We start from the raw sequence: 21,540 nt of genomic DNA on the forward strand, positions 1-21,540 counted from the left end.
TTTTATTGTTCAGTATTTGATAATTCGTCATTGTTATCCTTCACTACTTTCTTTCTCACAAATGTAACGATGAGCGGAATAGTTGTAATAACAATAAAACCTATAATTATATATAATAAATAGTCACTAATTTCTTTTTCAAATCTTTTGCCCAGAAAATAACCGAGCAAAGTTAAGGATGCTATCCAAATTAATGCACCTGAAATGTTATATAAAGCAAATCTTTTAAAATCTAATTTTACAACACCAGCAAAAATCGGTGCAAAAGTCCTTACTATTGGTACAAATCTGCCCATGATCAGGGCAAAGGCCCCCTGTTTGTGGTAATATTCCTCGGCAGCCTTTAAATAACGTCGTTTAAAGAAGAAAGATTCTTTCCGGTGGTATAGCACCGGCCCGGTCTTTCGGCCAAACCAATAGCCAACAAAATTACCTGAAACAGCAGATACACACAACCCAAAGATCAGGACGTATATATTTACATCTAATTTATCTGTTGCGACAAACATCCCGGCAAGAAACAAAAGATAATCTCCGGGAAGAAAAAACCCGAAGAACAAACCTGTCTCGGCAAAGATCACAAACATTACAACGTAAAAACCACCTTCTCTAAGTAATTTTTCGGGATCAATGAAGTGCTGTAACGAATTCCAGAAATCTTGCATATTTCAATTATTCGTAAAACTACTAATAATTATCTATAGAAGTGACTATATCAAATTTAAAATTACGGATGGGTATATCCCTAAAAACAGCGTGATCAGTGCCGATAAAATGAGTACCACCTGGTATTGAAAGGGCGTTTGCAGCTGGGTTTCATGTCCATCGCGGAAGTACATCGCCACAATTACTTTAAAATAATAATAGAATCCTACCAGCGCATTTAAGATGGCAAAGGCCACCAGGTACACCTGGTATTCCGTCATAACGTTTACAAACATCAGGTACTTACCAATAAAACCGGCAGTAAGCGGGATACCGGCCAGTGACAACATGGCAACAGTAAGCATCAATGCCGTTAAGGGGTTACGCTTAGCCAGGCCATTAAAGCTTTCAAAATTATCATTGCCTGTTTTTTGTTTAACCAGGATCAATACAGCAAAGGCAACAATGGTTGCAAAAGTATAGGCCGTAGCATAAACAAATACATTACCCGAAGAATTTGCAGTTAAGGTAACCAGCGAGAACAACAGATAACCTGCATGTGAAATACTGGAATAGGCCAGCATTCTTTTAAAGTTTTTCTGAAATAAGGCCGTTACATTACCGATCAGCAAGGTAAGACAAACAATACCCATTAGTGGTGGCAGCCAGAAATCGTGCAGAGGTGCCAGCGTACCTGCAAACAAGCGTAAAAAAGCAGCAAAGCCTGCTGTTTTCACAATGGTAGACATGAACGTTGTGATCAGCGTTGGTGCCCCTTCATATACATCGGGTGTCCAGAAGTGAAAGGGTGCAGCGCCAATTTTAAAACACAGGCCGATCATCAGCAGGATCACTCCCGGATAAAACATCGGGGAAATGGCTTTATAGTTACCAACCAAATACTGGTTGATGGTATCAAGGTCAAAAGATCCTGTAGCCCCATAGATCAGCGTGATGCCGAACAGCAAAAATCCGGTTGAAAAAGCGCCCATCAGAAAATACTTTAAAGAAGCTTCATTCGAGGCAAAATTGCTTTTCCGGATGCCTGCAAGGATGTACAGGCTGACTGACATGATTTCCAGTCCGATAAACAGCATCGACATATTTTTGTAGGAAACCATGATCACTATACCTGCAAGTGCAAAAAGTATCAGCGTAAAATATTCAGCTATGTTTTCGCTGTTTGCAGCAAAATAATTTTGGGTAAGCAAAAATATAAGGAAAGTACCTGCTATGGTCAGCCCGGTAAAAGCCAGCGCGAAATTATCCATCTGCATCATCCCATAATAGGTTTGATTGGTGTCCCAGGCTGTAACCACAAACGCCAGCGAAACCAGCAAACCAAGTAAGGTAAGGGGTAATAACGCTTTTTTAGCTTTAAACAAACCTGCGTAAAGCACCACTAAAGCTGTAACAGTTATTGTTATAATGATATTCATTTCCTTAGTTTACCGATGTTAATTTTTGAGTTACCTGTTCTATTAAATGTTGTACTGATGCTTCTGACAGTTGCAAAATTGGTTTAGGATATACGCCCAAAACAATAACAAGTGCACAAATGATGTACAATACAACCTGCTCCGATCCTTTTATGTCGGTAAAGCCAATGGTCAGTTCATTGGTCTTGCCCAGCATGATGTTCTGGTACATCCTGAACATATATACTGCACCGAAAATGATGGTCAATCCTGCAAATACGGCCGCCCAAAGGTTATACTGATAAATACCGATCAGCAGGAGGAACTCGCCTATAAAACCGTTTGTACCCGGCAAAGCAACAGTTCCCAAAACAATGATCAGGAATACAATAGCCAGTTTAGGGGCTTGTTTGGCAATCCCGCCAAGTTCCGCAATTTTATAGGTATGCACGCGGCTTGCAATAATATCCAGTACAAAGAAAAGACCGATCACGTTAATACCATGGCTTAGCATCTGGATCATTGCACCCTGCATTCCCTGCACATTTAACGCAAAAATACCTGCCGAGATCAGGCCTACGTGTCCGATAGAGGAATAAGCCACCAGACGTTTGGCATCCTTCTGGGTAAAAGCAATCAGTGAAGCGTATACCACACCAATGACAGACAGGATGATGGCCAGCTGCCCCCATTCCTGCACACCCGCAGGCACAACAGGCAACAACCACCTGATCACCCCATAAATACCCATTTTTAGCATGATACCCGAAAGTAACATGGTTCCGGCAGCAGGTGCTTCTGTATAGGTATCCGGCTGCCAGGTATGGAAAGGAAATATTGGCATTTTAATGGCAAAGGCCACAAAGAACGCCCAGAATATCCAGGCCTGCTGGGTCGAATCTAAATTCAGGCTATAAAATGCCTGTATGTCAAAATTATTGGCAGGGTTCTGTAAATAAAGGTAAATGATACCCAGCAGCATAAACAAAGAACCTGCAATGGTATACACAAAGAATTTCATGTTTACCCGGATACGGTCCTTGCCACCCCATATGGCACATATAAAGTAAATAGGGATCAAAGCTGCTTCCCATCCGATATAGAAAAGAAATGCATCCATGGCCGTGAACACCACCAGCAATCCGCTCTGCATAAACAGGATCAGTGCAAAAAAGGCATTTGCACTTTTATACTGGTGCTGGTACGCCGAAAGGATGATCAATGGAACCAGTACATTGGTCAGCAGGATAGTGATCATGCTGATCCCATCCACACCTGCATGAAAACTGATACCCAGGTCTTTTATCCATGGACAATTTACCATAAACTGCGTACTGGCATCTGGTATAAAATTACATACCATAACCAGGGCCAGGGCCAGAGAAGCGATTGCCGAAACCAATGCAACATGCTTTGCTGCATTTCCGGAAAATGCGGTAACCAAGGCGCCAACCAATGGTAAAAATAGAAGAAGTAGTAAAAGTTGTTCCATTATCTTTTCTTGAACGATCTTTTATAGAGATAAATAAGTATACAATAACAACGAGATGATGCCTACCACCATCATAAAAATATAAAAGCCTACGTTTCCGGACTGGAGCAGGCGCAAGCCTTTACTCCCCTCAGCAGCTGTCCAGCCCAAACCGTTTACAATGCCATCTACAATCTTATTGTCCACAATTTTATATAAAAACCCGGAGATTGCATCCAAAGGCTTTCTGATCAACGCATCATATATTTCATCAAAATAAAACTTGTGGTAAGACAGACTGGCCAATGCCGGGCGTTTGGCTTCATCGGGTACAGGGATGTGGTTTTGTTTCACGTATTTACCATACGCTACTCCGATAGAGACCAGCACACCAACTACAGAAACTGCCATCAGCATGTATTCTGTAGCATGATCCGGGGCTTCAGCAACATGTTTAATCACTGGTGACAGCCAGTGTGACAACCAGTGGTTACCACCCAATGCCTCAGGGATGCCTATTATTCCGCCAAAGGCAGATAAAACAGCCAGGACAATTAAAGGAACAGTCATGGATTTTGGTGATTCATGAATATTCTCTTCTGCATGGTGTGTACCGCGGTACTTTCCGTAAAAAGTAAGGAACAACATCCTGAACATATAAAATGCAGTTAAGAAAGCCCCAAATACGGCAATTCCCCACATCACTTTATCATGCAGATAAACATGGGCTAAAATTTCATCTTTAGAAAAGAAGCCCGAGAATGGAGGTAAACCAGCAATGGCAATGGTACCGATCAGCATGGTGATAAAAGTAACCGGTAATTTTTTACGCAGGCCACCCATATGGCGCATATCCTGTTCGTGGTGCAAGGCATGGATCACCGAACCTGCACATAAGAACAATAATGCTTTAAAGAAAGCATGCGTTATGACATGGAAGAACGCACCATTATACGCACCAACCCCCAAACCTAAGAACATATAGCCCAATTGGGATACGGTTGAATAGGCCAGGACCTTTTTAATATCTGTTTGTGTAAGTGCAATAATGGCCGCAACAATGGCCGTAGCCAGGCCAACAATGGCAATGACATGCTGGATCATCGGGGCCAGGTCAAACAGCAGGTTCGATCTGGCGATCATATAAATACCAGCAGTAACCATCGTGGCTGCGTGGATCAGGGCAGAAACCGGAGTTGGACCCGCCATCGCGTCCGGCAGCCAGGTAAATAAAGGCAGCTGGGCAGATTTACCGCAGGCACCGATAAACAGCAATAAGGCAATTAAAGCAATGGTACCATTACCTGGCAGCATATTGGCAGCCTGAGGCCAGATTTTACCAAACTCTACACTTCCAAAAGTAGTAAAGATCAGAAATACACCGAGTAAAAAGCCAAGGTCGCCAATACGGTTCATTACAAATGCTTTTTTGGCGGCCGAAGCATAACTGCTGTTGGTGTACCAAAAGCCGATCAGCAGATAAGAACAAAGTCCTACACCCTCCCAGCCAATAAACATCACAATATAGTTGGAGCCTAAAACCAGCAGCAACATAAAGAAAATGAACAGGTTCAGGTAACTGAAAAACTTACCAAAACCCTCATCGCTATGCATATAGCCAATAGAATAAATGTGGATCAGAAAACCTACACCGGTAATGATCAGCAGCATTAAAGAACTCAATGGATCTACCAGGAAGGACAAGGGAATCTCGAGTGTTCCGGCACTGATCCAGTTAAAAAGAAATATTTCGTGCGATTTGTTCGCATCAGCACCCAGCTCAAAAAATATCCCCAAGCTAATGGCAAATGAAATGAATATGACACTGCTCCCTATAAAACCGATCAGGCTTTTGGATAATGAATTTCTGCCAAGGCCATTAATTACAAAGCCTAACAGAGGGATCAACGGAACCAGCCAAACTAAATTTATCATCTTATATTCTTCTTAATAATTACCACTTAAGGCGATTCAACACATTTATATCTGTAGATTGTGTATTTCTGTAAACCATTACAATGATACTCAGGCCTACTGCAACTTCTGCGGCGGCCAGGGCCATAATGAAAAATACAAATACCTGTCCCGAAGGATCATTGTTATGTACCGAAAAAGCGGTTAACAATAAATTCACCGCATTCAGCATCAGCTCTACAGACATGAAGATCACAATTGCATTTCTGCGTGTTAAAACACCGATCACACCAATGGTGAAAATAATAGCACTTAGCCAGATGTAATGGTTAAGCGGAACCCCTTGTAATTCCTGAGTAATGTTCCCCATTATACTTTTTCTTTTTTAGTTAACAATATAGCACCCACCATTGCCGAAAGCAGCAAAATAGAGCAAAGCTCAAATGGCAGCATAAACGGACCAAACAACTCTTTTCCCAGGCTTTTTACCAGTCCCAGATTAGGGTTTCTCAATACCACAGGATCTGAAAGGGCCGTAGCTTTCAATGCACCTGCCAGCGTAACCAGCAAACAACATCCGGCAATTACACCAACCACCTTTACCAGGCCCGATTTGAGCGGCTCATTATCTTTGTTCAGGTTGAGCAACATCAGCACAAAGAGGAACAGCACCATAATGGCCCCCATGTAAACGATAAAGTTCACAACGGCCAGAAATTGTGCATTCAGCAGGACATAATGGACCGTAAAAGTGAAGAATGTAACGATCAGGTACAGCACGCTGTGCACTGGGTTCTTTGAAAAGATGACCAGTAAGGAAAATATGACACTTAATGCTGCTACAAAATAGAATACCGATGTACCCATTAATTTTCTTTGTTTAGTTTATTTATTTTCTATTTATCTAATGGCGCCTCTACCAGCTTGTCTTTACCGTAAATAAAGTCTTTGCGCAAATAATCGGCCGGCACTATGGGGCCATCCAGGTAAATCGCTTCTTTCGGACAAGCCTCTTCACATAAACCGCAGAATATGCAGCGCAGCATGTTGATCTCATATACCGAAGCGTATTTCTCTTCGCGGTACAGCTCCTTTTCTTCGGGTTTACGCTCAGCAGCAATCATCGTAATTGCTTCTGCAGGGCAGGAAAGCGCACAAAGTCCGCAAGCTGTACAACGCTCCCTTCCTTCCTCATCCCTTTTTAAAGAGTGCATCCCCCTGAAATTGGTAGAGAATTCCCTTTCCACTTCCGGATAACGGATGGTGGCCTCCTTTTTAAAAAAGTGACTGATGGTGATCGCCATACCTTTAGCAATTGCCGGCAGGTAAAGTCGCTCGGCAAGCGTTAAGGGCTTTTTTTCTAATACTTTCTTTTTACTGGTCAATGGTTCCATTAAACCTCCTTATTGTTTATCCGCATTGCGGGCTTTAAAACTTTTCAATTATTGCGATCACAATACCTGTGATCACGATGTTCGCTATCGCCAGAGGGATCAGTCCTTTCCAGCCTAAATGCATCAGTTGATCATAGCGGAAACGCGGAATGGTCCAGCGTACCCACATGAAGAAAAATATAAATACAAATATTTTAACGAAGAACACCAAGGTACCAAAAAGTGGCGCCCAGGTTGGCCCCAATAATGTGGCCATCCAATCCATTCCGGGATAATTATATCCACCAAAATATAAGGTGGCCATTACTGCTGCCGAAACAAACATATTGATGTACTCTGCAAACAGATAGAAACCCAGTTTCATGGAAGAATATTCAGTATGGTAGCCCCCGATCAGTTCCGTTTCACATTCAGGCAAATCGAAAGGTGCCCTGTTGGTCTCAGCAAATGAACACACCATAAACAGGATAAAGCCCAGTGGCTGATACAGTACATTCCAGTGCCAGCCATGCTGCTGCTCCACAATTTCTTTTAAGCTCAGCGTATTGGTTACCAATAACAGGGCTATGATAGACAAGCCCATGGCAATTTCATAACTGATGTTCTGCGAAGCGGCCCTGATGGCACTCAGCAAAGAATATTTGTTGTTTGAAGCCCAGCCACCAATCATAACCCCATATACCCCCAGTGAAACTACACCAAAGATATACAGCAGGCCCACATTGATATCGGTTACCTGTAAAGGGACCACCCTGTCGTCAATGGTAACCGGACTTCCCCATGGGATCACGGCAGTACCAATGCAAGCAGTAAGCATCGCCAGGCCAGGCCCAACCATGAACAACCATTTGCTCGCATTTGAAGGAATGATTTCTTCCTTCATAAACATCTTTAAACCATCGGCCAAAGGCTGGAACATTCCTGCAGGACCGGCTCTGTCTGGTCCAAGTCTGTCCTGTAAAAAGGCTGCCACTTTTCTTTCTGCATACGTAGAATACATGGCAATCAGCAAACTGATACCAAAAATGATAGCTACAAGTACAAATTTTTCGATTACAAAAGCTATATCCATTAGAATTTAGTGGTTTTTTCTAGTTCAACCTTATTCGCTGCCTGCAATTGCGGGTTATTTTGAATGACCGGCAGGGGTTTTAAAGTTTCATAGTGGTTAGAGGAAATCACAGAAGTATCACTGATGTGTGTCGGATGCTCAATTACCCAGTCAGACGTTTTTTTCTTGTCAAACCTGCAGGTATTGCAGATAAATTCCTCCACCTCACCGTAAATGTCTTTTCTTGCAGTAACCCTCAGTACATCCTCTCCTTTATACCATAAGGTCACCTTACCACTACAGGTAGGGCAATCTCTGTGTGCATCAATAGGTTTGGTAAACCATACCCGGTTCTTAAACCTGAACGTTTTATCTGTTAAGGCACCAACCGGACAAACATCAATTACGTTGCCCGAAAAATCATTGTCTACCGCAGTCTGAATATAAGTGGAAATCTCCGAATGGTCGCCCCTGTTCAATATGCCATGTACCCTTTTATTCGTGATCTGATCGGCAGTAAACACACAACGGTAGCATAAAATGCACCTGTTCATGTGCAGCTGTATCTTATCGCCAATGTCTATACGTTCAAAAGTACGGCGCTCAAACTCATATCTGGTTTTCTGTAAACCATGCTCATAACCCAAATTCTGAAGGTCGCACTCGCCGGCCTGGTCGCAAACCGGGCAATCCAGCGGATGGTTGATCAGCAGCATTTCTACCACGCCACTGCGTGCTTCAATTACTTCAGGCGAAGTAATGTTCATCACTTCCATGCCATCCATTACTGTGGTACGGCATGATGCAACCAGTTTGGGCATCGGACGGGGATCCTTTTCAGAACCCTTGCTTACCTTAACAATACAGGTACGGCACTTACCGCCACTGCCTTCTAATTTAGAATAATAGCACATTGCAGGCGGTACAATATCCCCCCCTATCTGCCTGGCAGCATTCAGAATAGAGGTACCTGGCGCTACTTCTACTGTTATTCCGTCTATGGTTACCTTAACTTTATCACTCATTGTTGCAGCTATTCTTTTGTCTGAAGTTAATTCTCTGTCGTAACGGCCCTGGCAATTGGCTCAGCATAATTTGCCAGCCCGTAATTGGTGTCCAGGCACTTCACCGGCTCCTTTACATGCCATTCAAATTCATCCCTGAAATGTCTGATCGCACTTGCAACCGGCCATGCGGCAGCATCACCAAGCGGACAAATCGTATTCCCTTCTATCTTTTTAGATACATCCACCAGCAGGTCAATGTCGCTCATTTTGCCATGGCCATATTCCAGCCTGTGCAATACCTTCTCCATCCAGCCTGTCCCTTCACGGCAGGGCGAACATTGTCCGCAACTCTCATGATGATAAAACCTCGAGAAGTTCCAGGTGTTCCTAACGATGCACTGGTCTTCATCAAAAGCAATAAAACCACCCGATCCCATCATGGTACCCGTAGCAAAACCGCCTTCCGATAAGGACTCGTAGCTCATTAGCCTCGGCTCACCGTTGGCCAGCTTTAAGGTCAGATTAGCAGGCAGTACCGGCACTGATGATCCACCGGCAACAGTTGCTTTCAAACGTTTGCCATTGGCAATGCCACCGCACCATTCGTCTGAATAGATAAATTCTTCAACCGGTAAACCCAGCTCAATTTCATAAACCCCCGGCCGCACCAAATTACCCGAAGCCGAGATCAGTTTGGTTCCTGTACTGCGGCCAATACCGATCTTTGCGTACTCCTCACCCCCATCATTGACAATGGGTACAACGGCAGCAATAGATTCTACATTGTTCACTACCGTAGGACAGCCATACAAGCCGGCAATGGCAGGGAAAGGAGGTTTAATCCTTGGATTACCACGCTTACCTTCCAACGATTCCAGCAAAGCGGTTTCTTCGCCACAGATGTAAGCACCCCCGCCTGGTTGCACATACAGCTCCAGGTCGTAACCCGATCCCAGGATGTTTTTACCCAGGAAACCTGCGTTTTTTGCTTCCGCTATTGCCTTTTCCAGGATACGGATCTGCGGCATCATCTCTCCCCGTACATAGATGTAGGAAGTATTTGCGCCCAGCGCAAAACTGGAAACGATCATGCCTTCTATCAATGCATGCGGAATATGCGTCATCAGGTAGCGGTCCTTAAAAGTACCCGGTTCAGACTCATCTGCATTGCAGACCAGGTAACGCGGCACCCCATCAGGTTTAGCCAAAAAACTCCATTTCATTCCAGTAGGGAATCCTGCACCACCACGGCCGCGTAAGCCCGACTTTTTCACCTCTTCCACTACATCATCAGGTGTAAGCGTTTTCAAAGCCTTTTCTACAGCGCGGTACCCGCCTTTCTGGCGATAAACATCAAGTGTATTGATGCCTGGTACGTTAATATGTTCTAATAATAGTTTACGTCCCATTATTTTTTGCGTAAATCTTCTATCAATTCGTCAACCTTTTGCTCGTTCAGGTTTTCGTAAAATGTATATTCAGGGCCAATCTGTAAAACCGGACCATAACCGCAGGCAGCAAGGCATTCTACCCCTCTCCAGCTAAACAGCCCATCCGCAGTTACCTCATTTTCCTTCACACCAAGCTTATTTTCAATATGCCCCATCAGCTTTTCGGCACCAACCAGACAACAAGGTCCGGTTCTGCACACTTCCAGCACATATTTGCCCTGTGGCTTTAAAAAGTACATGCTGTAAAACGAAGCTACTTCATATACTTCAATATCCTGAATGTCCAGATAAGCAGCCACTTTATCCATCGCAGCAGCGCTCAACCAGCCCAGCTCTGCCTGAACTTCATGCAGTATAGGCAGCAAAGCAGATTTATGCTTACCCTCCGGATATCTTTTAACGATCTCATCAAACTTTGTTAACAAAGCCGGTGAAAACTCTACAGGTTGTTGTTCTTCTACTTTAAGCATCTAATTCTCCTGCAATAATATTCATGCTACTCATGTTGATAATGGCATCCGATAACAACATACCTTTACTCATGGGTGCAAACATTTGATAATTTATAAAACTAGGTCTCCTGAAATGCAAACGGTAAGGTGTTCTTCCACCGTCGTTGATCAGATAAAAGCCAAGCTCACCGTTACCACCCTCTACCGCGTGGTAAACTTCTGCCTTAGGGGCATCGATTTCTCCCATCACAATTTTAAAGTGATAGATCAATGCTTCCATATTGTTGTATACTTCTTCTTTGGCCGGCAAATAGAATTCCGGAACATCAGCATGAAAAATACCAGCTGGTTCCTTTTTCAATTTCTCCAAAGCCTGTTCAATCAGACGCACACTCTGCCACATTTCTTCATTACGCACCAGGTAACGGTCGTAAATATCGCCGGCAGTACCTACTGGAACTTCAAAATCGAAATCCTCATAAGAAGAATAGGGCTCACTTACCCGAACATCATAATCCACCCCGGTGGCACGCAGTAAAGGACCAGTCCAGCTGTAGTCCAAAGCCTGCTCTGCTGTAACGCAGGCCACACCCGAGGTACGGTCTATAAAGATCCTGTTGCGGTTCAGCAAATTTTCAAATTCGCGTAAAGCCACAGGGAACTCTTTTAAAAATTTATTGATCTTGGCAAAGGCAATAGCATTAAAATCGCGCTCAAACCCACCAATCCGACCAATATTTGTGGTTAAACGGGCCCCACAGATCTCTTCGTAAATCTCATAAATATGCTCTCTGAACTGAAACAGGTACAAAAAGGTGGTAGTGGCACCGGTATCCTGCCCAATGATCGTGTTACAGATGATGTGGTCAGAAATACGCGCCAGCTCCATGATAATTACCCGCAGGTAATCCACACGCTTTGGCATCTGTATGTTCAATAGTTTTTCTACCGTCATGTGCCAGCCCATATTGTTGATGGGCGATGAGCAATAGTTTAACCTGTCTGTTAGAGGGGTGATCTGGTAAAAAGGCCTGTGTTCAGCTATTTTTTCAAAGGCACGGTGAATATACCCTATGGTAGACACACCACTTACAATGCGCTCTCCATCCATCTGTAACACATTCTGAAAAACACCATGTGTTGCCGGGTGTGTAGGGCCCAGGTTAAGGGTCACCAACTCACTCTGCGGATCATTATCTGTATATACTGGTTGATTGTGATTCATATGTACTTATCTACCAAAGTATTCGTCTTTTTTATCTACTCTGTTCGGATCCTCTAAAGGATATTGTTTCAGCATCGGGTGTACACCCAGCTCGTCCATGTTTAATATTCTTCTCAGATCAGGATGCCCTTCAAATTTCACACCGAACAGGTCATAAGTTTCGCGTTCCATCCAGTTGGCACCATTCCAGATGGAAGTAGCCGTAGGAATAACAGGATTGTGCTCATCAATAAACACCTTAATCCTAACCCTGACCTTTTTAACCATGTTGTGCAGGTGATAGACAACAGCAATACCATGTTTTTTTTCAGGATAATGTACGGCGGTAATGTCAGTTAAGAAATTAAAACCGGTGACATCATTTTCACCGCTATCTTTAAGGAATTTTAAAACCTCGATGATCACGTCTTTAGTCGTCTCAAAAGTAAGCAGGCCATAAGGCTCGTTTACCCCAATAACCTTATCACCAAACTTTGCGCCTAGTGCTTCAACTATCGCTTGATTAATCAATTCTGCCATTATAGTATTCCGTATGAAGCCAACATTTCCTTGTACTGCTCAGAGTTCCTTCTTCTTGACGACTCGTTTCTCACCAGCTCCTGTATCTTTCCAAAACCATCCAGAATTGCTTCCGGCCTTGGCGGACAACCTGGCACATACACATCCACAGGGATGATTTCATCAATCCCCTGTAAAACCGAATAGGTATCAAATATACCACCGCTCGATGCACAGGCACCTACAGCCATCACCCAACGGGGCTCGGCCATTTGCAGATAAACCTGTTTCAAAACGGGGCTCATTTTCTTGGCGATCGTACCCATTACCATCAGCAAATCGGCCTGACGCGGAGAAAAGCTCAGGCGCTCAGAACCAAAACGGCCAAAATCATAATGGGAACCCATTGTTGCCATAAACTCTATACCGCAACATGAGGTAGCAAAGGGCAAAGGCCATAAGGAATGTGAGCGGGCCAAACCAATAACTTTATCTAAAGAGGTGGCAAAAAAGCCAGAACCTTCGATGCCTGGCGGCGCTTCTACTATATTGATGTCACTCATGATACAAAACGAAAAAGGCTCATTCCTTTAAAGAATGAACCACAAATTTACAATTTTTTGATGCAAATGATCTACACCATCTGCATTTAGAACCGATCTAAATAATTAATTCCAATCCAGTGCTTTCTTCTTCAAAACATAAATAAAGCCCAGTAGTAAAGTGCCCATAAATACGAACATCTCTATCATACCTGTCATACCCAGCTCTCTGAAATTAACTGCCCAGGGGTACATAAAAATCACCTCTACATCAAACAGCACAAACAGGATCGCTACCAGGAAATACTTGATAGAAAAAGGCTGACGGGCATTCCCAATCGTTTTAATCCCCGCTTCAAATGTTTCCAGTTTATCCTTGGTCTTTCTGCTCGGACCTAAAAGGTGTGTAGCGATCAGGGTTGTCACCACAAAGCCTAAAGCAACAACAACTTGAAATATGATGGGTAAAAAATCTACAGGTACACTTTGCGTTTCCATTTGAAAATATTTTGGGACAAAAATAAAACAAAAAGGCAGGATAACAACCCTGCCTTTCCATTTATTATTTAATTCATTACTTTTTCTTTACCGGGGCCTTAGCTGCAGGAGCGGTTAACTCTTTCAGTTTAGCCGGAGCAAAAGTACCAGCCGGGTTAGCCGCAATACTTTTATTCAGGTAGTCAATAGCTTTTGCCTTATCGCTTATCGCATAAAAACCTGCCAGGTTATCATATGCTTCAGATAATTTTCTGGCATTTGCAGGAGCAAGATCAGGCTTGTCAACGGTTACTTTTTTGATGAACATTTCATAATGAGGCACCAATAGTCCCTTAGGATTGGCTTCATCGTCAAGCAGGTTATTGATCCGTCCTCTGTACAGATAAGCATCCGTGGTTTCAGGGGCAAGCTGCGCTACTTTTGCAATAGCAGAATCAGCTTTAACCAACAGGTCTTTTGAAGGGTTCAATTTGGCACTGTACTGATTGGCGTAATCGAAATAATAAGCCAGGCCATCATAAAAATAGCTGTACAATACGCCTTTTGCATTCGGACCAGCTTTGATCACCTTGTCGTACACCTGTGCAGATTTCGCATATTTTTTAGCATCAAAATAAGCTTTTGCCACATCAGCCAATGCTTCAACATTCGTAGAATCCTTCTCAACTGCTTTGGTAATGTTGATCAAGGCCAGGCTATCGTTTCCGGCTGCCAGCTGAGCCCTTCCCAGATATAAGTAATCTGAAGCTACAATACGGCTTGTATCTTTGGCTTTTGCAAAGAAATCGTTCATGTATTCCAAACTTTGAGGGAAGTTCTTGTTCTCGAATGCCGAATAACCACGCAACCTTGTTACCACAAGATTTTTAGGGTCATTGGGGTTCATTTGCTGCAGAGTTGCAGATTCCTGCTCAAGGGTTTTAAAATCCTTTGCATAGAACAGAAACTGGGCATAACGCAATCTTGATTCATAAGATTTGTCGGTCAGGTCAAGATATTTTTTATAGTTTTCCAGGGCCTGGGCAGATTTAGCTGCAAATTCGTTTGGCATCTGGATAGCCCACTGCATATAAAGTTCAGCGATCTCCCTGTAAGCAGGTCCATAATTGGCATCTTTAGCGATCACCTCTTTTAATTGCTGCTCAGACTCGGTAAATGCTCTTGATTCTTTGTACATTCTTCCAATCTGAACAGGGGCCCTTAAAATACTCTCATTGATATTTCCCGCTCTCATGTAGTTTTGTAAAGCCTCAGAATTTTTCTTTTGCAAGGCATAATAATCACCTAGCGCAATAAAAGTTTCAGCATCTTTATCATTTGCATCCAATTCTTCTGCTTTTTGTAAATAAGGCAAAGCGGCTTCAAAATCAGGCTTATCAGTAGCAATATAGGCTTTTCCTATATACAACTGAGGAATCCAATCTTTTTTCGAAGAAACCTCCACTGCCTTTGCAAAATTGGTTTTTGCTGATGTCGGGTTATTGGAAACCAGATCAGCCTCTCCCAGACCAATATAATTTAATGAATTCTTTGGGTCAGCTGTAACACCTTTGGTAAATACTGCACGTGCCGAATCCACATAATCCATCTTCAGGTAAACCTCGCCTAAATTATAGTAGTTCTCGCCTTTGCTGGCCTGTGAACTCACCAATGTTTTAAGCATCGAAGTCGCTTTCTGATACTGCTCGGCATCTATCGCCTTTTTTGCGTCACTTAAGCTCTGAGCAAAAGAGGCAGAACCCATCACTACTAAACCTAAACCTAAGGTTATTGCTTTCTTTGTCATTTTCATTCGTTTACTTTTTATTTTTAGATTGTTATGAAGCCAGAAACGCGGGCTTCACTTTTCAAATATAAAATTTAGTTTGTATTCTTAAAATTAAAATCTCTAGAAGCCATCTTATGCGGCCCCAATCCAGATTTAAGTACAATCAGCTGTCCCCTCGGACTTACCAACCATGTTGCAAAACCTGTGCCTAAACCATTTCTGCCCTCGGCGTCAATAATATAAATATTTCTTAAAAACGGATAAATGCCATCTATTAAATTGGCCTGTGTAGGCTTGTAGTACGCATTGTCCCCTTTTTTGCCTTTAAGGTTCTTAACCCCCATTGGCTTTACTTTAGTCAGATAAACTGACATGCTGTCCTTATTCGCAATCAGCCAGTTTACACCAACTACTCCTATAAACCCTTTATGATCTGCAACATACTTAATAACGTCATTATTGGTCTTTAGTGTATAAACACCCCTGGCAGGCAGTGTTTTTATACCTGCAAGGTCCTTAAAATACCTCAGGGTACTGGAATAGGCATTGTCAAATACCAGTTGTTTACCACCCGCAGCATTACCTTTCATCATCTCTATCACCTCATTTACTGTAATATTGGTATCCGGTTCATTTTTCCCTGTTATCAGGGCGATTCCGTCAATCCCAAATCTCGAGGTTTTTGGAACGATGCTTCTGCTTCTATAAATTTTATCCTCATCAGCAGTCAGCATTCTTGATAAAATGATCACCCTTACGCTGTCGTTTAAAAAGGTTGGGATAATCTGCTGTTCATTTCCTTCAGTTATTGTAAACTTACTGTCCGGATAATCCGTTTTAAACACTTCAATCTGGCTGGCCAGTACTTCAGAGAAAGACTCATCAACCAGCATTTTCACACTGCCCGAGGTACGTGTTTCCTCTACAACTGCAGGTTTAGGCTTCTGTTTGCAAGCCGCAAATACCGCCAATAAAAGTATAAAACTGAAGTTTTTCATCCTAAATCTGTTGTTAAATCTGTAAGCCCGTTTCCTTTAATCTTCTTCCGGCTTCTGGTTAATTAAGCGTGTAAACCTGATCAACGCATATATGATCAATAAACCGCCCAGGAGCATCCTGTAAAGCGGCTGGATCTGGTTCAGCAACTGGGTTCCGAAGATCAGCATTCCACCAAGGATCAGGTAAAAGAGGAACATGACCAGGCCTAAAATGAACAGAAATCGCTGTTGAGGCGATTTCTGTTTAAATGTTTCAAAATTAAACATTCTAATTCGATAAGGTAAAGCTGATTGGAATATTATACTTTACACGTACAGGTTTACCATTTTGAATACCAGGGGTCCAGCGTGGACTGGCTTTTAATACCCTAATGGCTTCCTCATCGGTACCACCACCAAGTTTTCTTTCCACTTTAATATCTGTCAGTTCACCGTTTTTCTCAACAACGAACGATAAGAATACTTTACCCTGGATATTGTTCTCCTGTGCTACAGGAGGATACTTCACTGCTTTTCTCAGGTAAGCATAAAATTTCTCCATACCACCAGGGAAACCTGGCTGAGTTTCAATGCTCACAAAGTCATACACCTTGGTATCTTCCACAACTGCTGCCTGCTTAGGGCCTTCACCTGCTGCAGTAGCAATTACGATATCCGCATCAGGATCACCGGCAATGGTTTTCTGGCCCGGATCCGCTTTTTTAAGGTCCTCTATCTGAACAGGCTCCTTGTCAACCACCTCATTGTCCGGTTTAACAATCGGAGGAGGGAATTTAACCTGGTCCTGTTTAGGAGGTGGCGGCTCTACCGGTGGTGGCGGAGGTGTTTCCGGGTTTACCGGCGGAGGTGGTGCAACCCACTACCTCTACCTGCTTTACCTCGTTGTCTTCAGGCAATTTACCTTTGATCACACTCAGGATCTTAGGCGCTATAAACACCAGCACAAAAATAGCCGATGCTATAAATAAGGCTCTTGTCGTAATTGCAGAACTTTCCTTACGCAGCTCGTAAGCCCCGTATTTCTTGTTCTTATGTGCAAATACTACATCAAGCCATTCTGTTTTTAATAAATCTATCTTAGAACCAAACATAGCTTACTATTTAATTTCGTTAATTATTCTATTATAAAATTCCAGCTTTCTTCATGAAATCTTTTTCAGCATCAGTAATGTTCTCGTCGTCAATTGCAGGCGCTGTCTTGATCTTAGTGATCGCCAACTCGTCCATAATATCAACAAAGTTCTTATAAGTAGCTCCCGAAGTAGGCTTGATCACCATAATGATCTGTCTTCCGCCGGTAGCATCTGCTACTTTTTTCTTATTATCTAATATTGATTTTCTGATATCAGCGAAACTCTCAATATTAGGCACCGATTTACCTGCTTCACCCATATACCAGGCTACTTTATTGTTTTTACCCAACAAAATAGTCATGGTTTCCGATGCACGTAACTCGTTACGTTCCTGAGAATTGTCATCTTTATCAGGTTTTGCAATATCCATTGCAATTGGTTTCGACAGGGAGGTAGTTAGCATAAAGAATGTAATCAACAAGAAGGCCAAATCCACCATCGCGGTTAAATCCACTTTGGTATTGGCTTTCTTACTTCTTACCTTTTTGCCTTTTTTGCCCCCCCCGCCGGAGGTATCTAATTCTGCCATAATCTATAATTATTCTGCGCTGCCTTCGGCAGATGTGATTAAACTAAATTTGTTAAGTTTTTGTTTCTGAAGAATATCAACCACTTTTTTAACGGTAGGATACTCCTCATTCGCATCACCTTTAATACTTACACGCATTTGTGTAGAATGAAGTTCAGCTACTGAATGACGGGACTGCATCAACCATTCGGCCAATTGATTGTTGGTAGAATCAGTAGGGATCCCACCTGACGTTTCCTGATATTTTTTCCGCTGTTCCCCGTTCATATTAAGAAACTCTTTTAAATTCTGAATCGGAACCCCGAAAGACCCCACTACTGAAAAGCGCTTGATCTCTTCAGGTGTAAACTGGATGTTATACTTCTCACCCATTTTAGGTAAGGTAGCCTTCCTGATATCCTGTCCCAGAATCTCATAAAACACTTTACCTTTTCCGATAGATAATATCCCCATATCCGTATCAGGAACCTTAATCTTATAGGTTGATGAAGGAATGGTAACATCCAAAGGGTCAGGCTGGCGTGCAGTTGCTGTTAATATAAAGAAAGTAAGTAACAGGAAAGACACGTCGCACATGGCGGTCATATCTATCGAAGTACTCTTTCTTTGAACCTTTGCTCTTGGCATAATTTTAAAAATTACTAATGTTTTTAACTAATGATGTTATTTCTTCCGGTTTTCCATAAAGCCGGTAAAAAAAATTCATTATTTTATTTATGCGTGCTGGCGTAAGTCTGGATGATGCTGAAACCTGCCTCATCAATTGCATAAGTTAACTTATCAATTTTAGAAGTAAGGATGTTGTACATGATAATTGCGAAAGTTGAAGTACCGATACCTGTAGCCGTGTTAATCAAAGCCTCAGAAATACCAGTTGCCAATGCAGCCTGATCAGGAGCTCCAGAGTTGGCCAAACCACCAAAGGCCTTGATCATACCTGTTACTGTACCCAACAGACCTGTTAATGTACCTACAGAAACCAAAGTAGCAATTACAGTTAAGTTTTGCTCTAACATTGGCATCTCTAAAGTAGTAGCTTCTTCAATGTCTTTCTGAATAGCTAAACATTTCTGATCAGTATCCATATTAGGCTCCACTTCCATCTCACGGTATTTTCTCAAACCTGATTTGATCACGTTTGCAACAGAACCTTCCTGTTTGTCACACTCAGCTATAGCAGCTTCGATGTTGTTTGAGTTCAAAAGTGCCTGGATTTTTTTAACGAAAGAATCCAGCCCGCTTTTGCCGGTTGCTTTGCTGATTACGATCATACGTTCGATAGAGAATACAATTACCATCAGGAACATACCCAATAGAATAGGCACAATTACTCCGCCTTTGTATGCCATACCCATGTAGTTACCTACTTTTGGCAGTGTCTCATGCAGATCAGGGTCAGCGCCATCAATAAAGTTACCTCTATCGCCGAAGATAAATTTGTAAACACAGATCCCGATGATGATGCAAATTGGAATGGTTAATGTTGCGAATAAATTTGAAGCTGACGAGCTGCTCTCTTTTTTTACTGTTGTAGGTTTTGGTGCGTTTGCCATTTTTTTTTAGTTTTTTAGTTTTTAGTACTTTGTTTTTTAAAATTAGATAAATATTCTGTAATACACACAACGACCATTATAAACAATTGTTGTAACAACAAATTTATAATTTTGATTTTAATTCCAAATTAAATAATCGTTAGCCTATTCCCCGAGTATTTCCCCTCACGTATTGTTATAATTAAAAAAGATTGCCTCGTTGGGGAGACAATCTTTCGCAATTAAAACTAAAAAAAAATTGAAATGCAAATTTTTCGAGAAAAAAATGCTTTTAATGTGTGTTTTCAACAACTTTAGGTAAGGAAGCCAGCATTTCTTCGCTTGCACCGGCCTCAAACTGTTTAAAGTTGCTTACAAAAGCCTGGGCAAGCTCATTCGCTTTCTGGTCATATTCCCGGGCATCGGACCAGGTATTTCTTGGATTTAAAATTTCGGCAGGAACCCCCGGACAGCTTAGCGGCAGCTGCAAACCAAATACCGGATCAGCTTCAAAAGCTATATTTTCAAAGTCGCCCTGCAGTGCAGCAGAGATCATGGCCCTGGTATAAGCAAGCTTCATCCGTCTGCCAACGCCATAAGCGCCGCCACTCCAGCCGGTATTTACCAGCCAGACATTCACTTTGTGTTTTTGCATCTTTTCGCCCAGTAAACTGGCGTAACGCGTTGGGTGCAAAGGCAAAAAGGCCTTACCAAAGCAAGCCGAAAAGGTAAGCTGTGGCTCCGTAATCCCGGCCTCTGTACCTGCAACCTTTGCCGTATAACCCGATATAAAGTGGAACATGGCCTGTCCGGCATTTAGTTTGGCTATCGGGGGCAATACCCCAAAAGCATCCGCGGTTAAAAAGAAAATGTTTTTAGGCATACCCGCTATAGATGGAATAACGGCATTGTCAATATAATGGATCGGATAAGCCACACGGGTATTTTCTGTCTTGTTGATATTTGTAAAGTCAACCGTATGCGTCCCCTTAAAATAATTGGTGTTTTCCAGCAATGCCCCGAACTTAATGGCTTTAAAGATCTGGGGCTCCTTTTCAGCAGTAAGGTCCACACATTTCGCATAACATCCACCCTCAAAATTAAACACACTGTCCTCACTCCAGCCATGTTCATCGTCACCAATCAATCCCCTTTCCGGATCTGCAGAAAGCGTTGTTTTGCCTGTACCCGAAAGTCCGAAAAATATAGCGGTATCCCCTTCCCTGCCCACATTGGCCGAGCAATGCATAGGCAGTATATGCCTTTGTTCAGGTAAAATAAAATTCAATACAGAGAATATCCCCTTCTTGATCTCTCCGGTATATCCCGAACCGCCAATAAGGATCATCTTTTTTGTAAAATTAAGAATAGAGAAGTTCGACTGCCGTGTGCCATCCACCAAAGGATCGGCTAAAAATGAAGGTGCTGCGATAATGGTCCATTCCGGATCACTGATCCCATTCACCTGCGGTCGCAGGAACAGGTTATTGGCAAAAAGATTCTGGTAAGCCGTTTCTGTAACCACCCTTATGGTGGTTTTATACCGTTCATCGGCACAGGCATATGCATCTCTTACATAAAAATCGTTCCTGTTCAGGTGTTTAGTGATCTTCTCAAAAAGTATGTCGAAATTATAGGGATCAAATTTAATATTGATGTCGCCCCACCAAACGGTTTTTTCCGTTACCTCATCACAAACAATAAATCTGTCTTTTGGCGAACGGCCGGTAAACCTGCCTGTATCAATTGCCAGCGCGCCGCTATCCGCAAGCGTACCTTCCCCGTTTTTCAAGGCCTCTTCAACCAGTTCTGCTACATTAAGCTGATAAAGTGCCCTGTCTGAATTCAAATTCAGATAGCCCAAATCTGGCTTAAGCATAAATGCTTTGCTCATAAATAATAAGTTAGTGCAGCAAAGTTATGCAGATTAAAAGTGAAAAAACACGTTTTTGCCCGAAAAAATTTACTTATTGTCGCCCATACACTAACACTCAACCATCTATAAATCAAATAT

General features: G+C 42.5%; 24 protein-coding genes. All 24 read right to left on the reverse strand.

The window, feature by feature from the left end; all coding sequences use genetic code 11:
* Positions 1-2 precede the first annotated feature (2 nt).
* Positions 3-665, reverse strand: coding sequence for a DedA family protein (locus tag PHEP_RS20285; RefSeq protein ID WP_015809867.1), 663 nt, complete (start codon positions 663-665; stop codon positions 3-5).
* Positions 666-710: 45 nt separating this feature from the next.
* On the reverse strand, positions 711-2,084 hold the full coding sequence (locus PHEP_RS20290) for an NADH-quinone oxidoreductase subunit N (RefSeq protein WP_015809868.1): 1,374 nt from the start codon (positions 2,082-2,084) through the stop codon (positions 711-713).
* A gap of 4 nt (positions 2,085-2,088) precedes the next feature.
* Complete coding sequence (locus tag PHEP_RS20295; protein ID WP_015809869.1) at positions 2,089-3,555, reverse strand: complex I subunit 4 family protein; 1,467 nt, start codon at positions 3,553-3,555, stop codon at positions 2,089-2,091.
* A gap of 21 nt (positions 3,556-3,576) precedes the next feature.
* Entirely contained in the window at positions 3,577-5,469 is a 1,893-nt protein-coding gene (gene nuoL, locus PHEP_RS20300; RefSeq protein WP_015809870.1) for an NADH-quinone oxidoreductase subunit L, read from the reverse strand.
* A 19-nt stretch (positions 5,470-5,488) separates the two neighbouring features.
* The gene (nuoK, locus tag PHEP_RS20305) at positions 5,489-5,818 is read right to left on the reverse strand and encodes an NADH-quinone oxidoreductase subunit NuoK (protein ID WP_015809871.1); all 330 of its coding nucleotides are present in this window, start codon (positions 5,816-5,818) and stop codon (positions 5,489-5,491) included.
* Positions 5,818-6,315: an NADH-quinone oxidoreductase subunit J family protein gene (locus PHEP_RS20310; protein WP_015809872.1), complete on the reverse strand. Its 498-nt coding sequence runs from the start codon at positions 6,313-6,315 to the stop codon at positions 5,818-5,820. The genes nuoK and PHEP_RS20310 overlap by 1 nt, the downstream gene beginning before the upstream one ends.
* Positions 6,316-6,344: 29 nt before the next feature.
* Positions 6,345-6,842: a NuoI/complex I 23 kDa subunit family protein gene (locus PHEP_RS20315; protein WP_015809873.1), complete on the reverse strand. Its 498-nt coding sequence runs from the start codon at positions 6,840-6,842 to the stop codon at positions 6,345-6,347.
* Between the two features lie 34 nt (positions 6,843-6,876).
* On the reverse strand, positions 6,877-7,914 hold the full coding sequence (gene nuoH, locus PHEP_RS20320) for an NADH-quinone oxidoreductase subunit NuoH (protein ID WP_015809874.1): 1,038 nt from the start codon (positions 7,912-7,914) through the stop codon (positions 6,877-6,879).
* Positions 7,914-8,918, reverse strand: coding sequence for an NADH-quinone oxidoreductase subunit G (locus PHEP_RS20325; protein WP_015809875.1), 1,005 nt, complete (start codon positions 8,916-8,918; stop codon positions 7,914-7,916). The genes nuoH and PHEP_RS20325 overlap by 1 nt, the downstream gene beginning before the upstream one ends.
* Before the next feature lie 26 nt (positions 8,919-8,944).
* Positions 8,945-10,309, reverse strand: coding sequence for an NADH-quinone oxidoreductase subunit NuoF (gene nuoF / locus PHEP_RS20330; protein ID WP_015809876.1), 1,365 nt, complete (start codon positions 10,307-10,309; stop codon positions 8,945-8,947).
* On the reverse strand, positions 10,309-10,821 hold the full coding sequence (locus tag PHEP_RS20335; RefSeq protein WP_015809877.1) for an NADH-quinone oxidoreductase subunit NuoE family protein: 513 nt from the start codon (positions 10,819-10,821) through the stop codon (positions 10,309-10,311). The genes nuoF and PHEP_RS20335 overlap by 1 nt, the downstream gene beginning before the upstream one ends.
* Positions 10,814-12,028, reverse strand: a complete 1,215-nt coding sequence (locus PHEP_RS20340) for an NADH-quinone oxidoreductase subunit D (protein WP_015809878.1) — start codon at positions 12,026-12,028, stop codon at positions 10,814-10,816. The genes PHEP_RS20335 and PHEP_RS20340 overlap by 8 nt, the downstream gene beginning before the upstream one ends.
* A gap of 6 nt (positions 12,029-12,034) precedes the next feature.
* Positions 12,035-12,547 carry an NADH-quinone oxidoreductase subunit C gene (locus PHEP_RS20345; RefSeq protein WP_015809879.1) on the reverse strand — a complete coding sequence of 171 codons (513 nt, stop codon included), beginning with the start codon at positions 12,545-12,547 and terminating at the stop codon, positions 12,035-12,037.
* Positions 12,547-13,089 (reverse strand): NADH-quinone oxidoreductase subunit B, encoded by a 543-nt coding sequence (locus PHEP_RS20350; RefSeq protein WP_015809880.1) that lies wholly within the window; start codon positions 13,087-13,089, stop codon positions 12,547-12,549. The genes PHEP_RS20345 and PHEP_RS20350 overlap by 1 nt, the downstream gene beginning before the upstream one ends.
* A 105-nt stretch (positions 13,090-13,194) precedes the next feature.
* A complete protein-coding gene (locus PHEP_RS20355) occupies positions 13,195-13,566 on the reverse strand; it encodes an NADH-quinone oxidoreductase subunit A (protein WP_015809881.1) in 372 nt (123 codons plus the stop codon).
* A 76-nt stretch (positions 13,567-13,642) separates the two neighbouring features.
* Entirely contained in the window at positions 13,643-15,358 is a 1,716-nt protein-coding gene (locus tag PHEP_RS20360; RefSeq protein ID WP_015809882.1) for a tetratricopeptide repeat protein, read from the reverse strand.
* Between the two features lie 68 nt (positions 15,359-15,426).
* The gene (locus tag PHEP_RS20365) at positions 15,427-16,332 is read right to left on the reverse strand and encodes a substrate-binding domain-containing protein (RefSeq protein ID WP_015809883.1); all 906 of its coding nucleotides are present in this window, start codon (positions 16,330-16,332) and stop codon (positions 15,427-15,429) included.
* Positions 16,333-16,368: 36 nt separating this feature from the next.
* Positions 16,369-16,599 carry a hypothetical protein gene (locus tag PHEP_RS20370; RefSeq protein WP_015809884.1) on the reverse strand — a complete coding sequence of 77 codons (231 nt, stop codon included), beginning with the start codon at positions 16,597-16,599 and terminating at the stop codon, positions 16,369-16,371.
* Between the two features lies 1 nt (position 16,600).
* Positions 16,601-17,071 (reverse strand): energy transducer TonB, encoded by a 471-nt coding sequence (locus PHEP_RS22460; protein ID WP_015809885.1) that lies wholly within the window; start codon positions 17,069-17,071, stop codon positions 16,601-16,603.
* Positions 17,072-17,120: 49 nt separating this feature from the next.
* On the reverse strand, positions 17,121-17,423 hold the full coding sequence (locus PHEP_RS22465) for a hypothetical protein (protein ID WP_015809886.1): 303 nt from the start codon (positions 17,421-17,423) through the stop codon (positions 17,121-17,123).
* Between the two features lie 31 nt (positions 17,424-17,454).
* Positions 17,455-17,994, reverse strand: a complete 540-nt coding sequence (locus PHEP_RS20380; protein ID WP_015809887.1) for an ExbD/TolR family protein — start codon at positions 17,992-17,994, stop codon at positions 17,455-17,457.
* Between the two features lie 9 nt (positions 17,995-18,003).
* Positions 18,004-18,621 (reverse strand): ExbD/TolR family protein, encoded by a 618-nt coding sequence (locus PHEP_RS20385; RefSeq protein ID WP_015809888.1) that lies wholly within the window; start codon positions 18,619-18,621, stop codon positions 18,004-18,006.
* Between the two features lie 83 nt (positions 18,622-18,704).
* A complete protein-coding gene (locus tag PHEP_RS20390) occupies positions 18,705-19,547 on the reverse strand; it encodes a MotA/TolQ/ExbB proton channel family protein (protein WP_015809889.1) in 843 nt (280 codons plus the stop codon).
* A gap of 271 nt (positions 19,548-19,818) precedes the next feature.
* Positions 19,819-21,420 (reverse strand): phosphoenolpyruvate carboxykinase (ATP), encoded by a 1,602-nt coding sequence (gene pckA / locus PHEP_RS20395; protein WP_015809890.1) that lies wholly within the window; start codon positions 21,418-21,420, stop codon positions 19,819-19,821.
* Positions 21,421-21,540: the final 120 nt, after the last annotated feature.

Origin of the sequence: Pedobacter heparinus DSM 2366, from assembly GCF_000023825.1 — a bacterium.
GTDB lineage: Bacteria > Bacteroidota > Bacteroidia > Sphingobacteriales > Sphingobacteriaceae > Pedobacter > Pedobacter heparinus.

Excerpts from the sequence above, each read along its gene's own strand:
- PHEP_RS20285 (WP_015809867.1), bottom strand. The coding sequence starts at position 665 with ATGCAAGATTTCTGGAATTCGTTACAGCACTTCATTGATCCCGAAAAA.
- PHEP_RS20290 (WP_015809868.1), bottom strand. The coding sequence starts at position 2,084 with ATGAATATCATTATAACAATAACTGTTACAGCTTTAGTGGTGCTTTAC.
- PHEP_RS20295 (WP_015809869.1), bottom strand. The coding sequence starts at position 3,555 with ATGGAACAACTTTTACTACTTCTTCTATTTTTACCATTGGTTGGCGCC.
- nuoL (WP_015809870.1), bottom strand. The coding sequence starts at position 5,469 with ATGATAAATTTAGTTTGGCTGGTTCCGTTGATCCCTCTGTTAGGCTTT.
- nuoK (WP_015809871.1), bottom strand. The coding sequence starts at position 5,818 with ATGGGGAACATTACTCAGGAATTACAAGGGGTTCCGCTTAACCATTAC.
- PHEP_RS20310 (WP_015809872.1), bottom strand. The coding sequence starts at position 6,315 with ATGGGTACATCGGTATTCTATTTTGTAGCAGCATTAAGTGTCATATTT.
- PHEP_RS20315 (WP_015809873.1), bottom strand. The coding sequence starts at position 6,842 with ATGGAACCATTGACCAGTAAAAAGAAAGTATTAGAAAAAAAGCCCTTA.
- nuoH (WP_015809874.1), bottom strand. The coding sequence starts at position 7,914 with ATGGATATAGCTTTTGTAATCGAAAAATTTGTACTTGTAGCTATCATT.
- PHEP_RS20325 (WP_015809875.1), bottom strand. The coding sequence starts at position 8,918 with ATGAGTGATAAAGTTAAGGTAACCATAGACGGAATAACAGTAGAAGTA.
- nuoF (WP_015809876.1), bottom strand. The coding sequence starts at position 10,309 with ATGGGACGTAAACTATTATTAGAACATATTAACGTACCAGGCATCAAT.
- PHEP_RS20335 (WP_015809877.1), bottom strand. The coding sequence starts at position 10,821 with ATGCTTAAAGTAGAAGAACAACAACCTGTAGAGTTTTCACCGGCTTTG.
- PHEP_RS20340 (WP_015809878.1), bottom strand. The coding sequence starts at position 12,028 with ATGAATCACAATCAACCAGTATATACAGATAATGATCCGCAGAGTGAG.
- PHEP_RS20345 (WP_015809879.1), bottom strand. The coding sequence starts at position 12,547 with ATGGCAGAATTGATTAATCAAGCGATAGTTGAAGCACTAGGCGCAAAG.
- PHEP_RS20350 (WP_015809880.1), bottom strand. The coding sequence starts at position 13,089 with ATGAGTGACATCAATATAGTAGAAGCGCCGCCAGGCATCGAAGGTTCT.
- PHEP_RS20355 (WP_015809881.1), bottom strand. The coding sequence starts at position 13,566 with ATGGAAACGCAAAGTGTACCTGTAGATTTTTTACCCATCATATTTCAA.
- PHEP_RS20360 (WP_015809882.1), bottom strand. The coding sequence starts at position 15,358 with ATGAAAATGACAAAGAAAGCAATAACCTTAGGTTTAGGTTTAGTAGTG.
- PHEP_RS20365 (WP_015809883.1), bottom strand. The coding sequence starts at position 16,332 with ATGAAAAACTTCAGTTTTATACTTTTATTGGCGGTATTTGCGGCTTGC.
- PHEP_RS20370 (WP_015809884.1), bottom strand. The coding sequence starts at position 16,599 with ATGTTTAATTTTGAAACATTTAAACAGAAATCGCCTCAACAGCGATTT.
- PHEP_RS22465 (WP_015809886.1), bottom strand. The coding sequence starts at position 17,423 with ATGTTTGGTTCTAAGATAGATTTATTAAAAACAGAATGGCTTGATGTA.
- PHEP_RS20380 (WP_015809887.1), bottom strand. The coding sequence starts at position 17,994 with ATGGCAGAATTAGATACCTCCGGCGGGGGGGGCAAAAAAGGCAAAAAG.
- PHEP_RS20385 (WP_015809888.1), bottom strand. The coding sequence starts at position 18,621 with ATGCCAAGAGCAAAGGTTCAAAGAAAGAGTACTTCGATAGATATGACC.
- PHEP_RS20390 (WP_015809889.1), bottom strand. The coding sequence starts at position 19,547 with ATGGCAAACGCACCAAAACCTACAACAGTAAAAAAAGAGAGCAGCTCG.
- pckA (WP_015809890.1), bottom strand. The coding sequence starts at position 21,420 with ATGAGCAAAGCATTTATGCTTAAGCCAGATTTGGGCTATCTGAATTTG.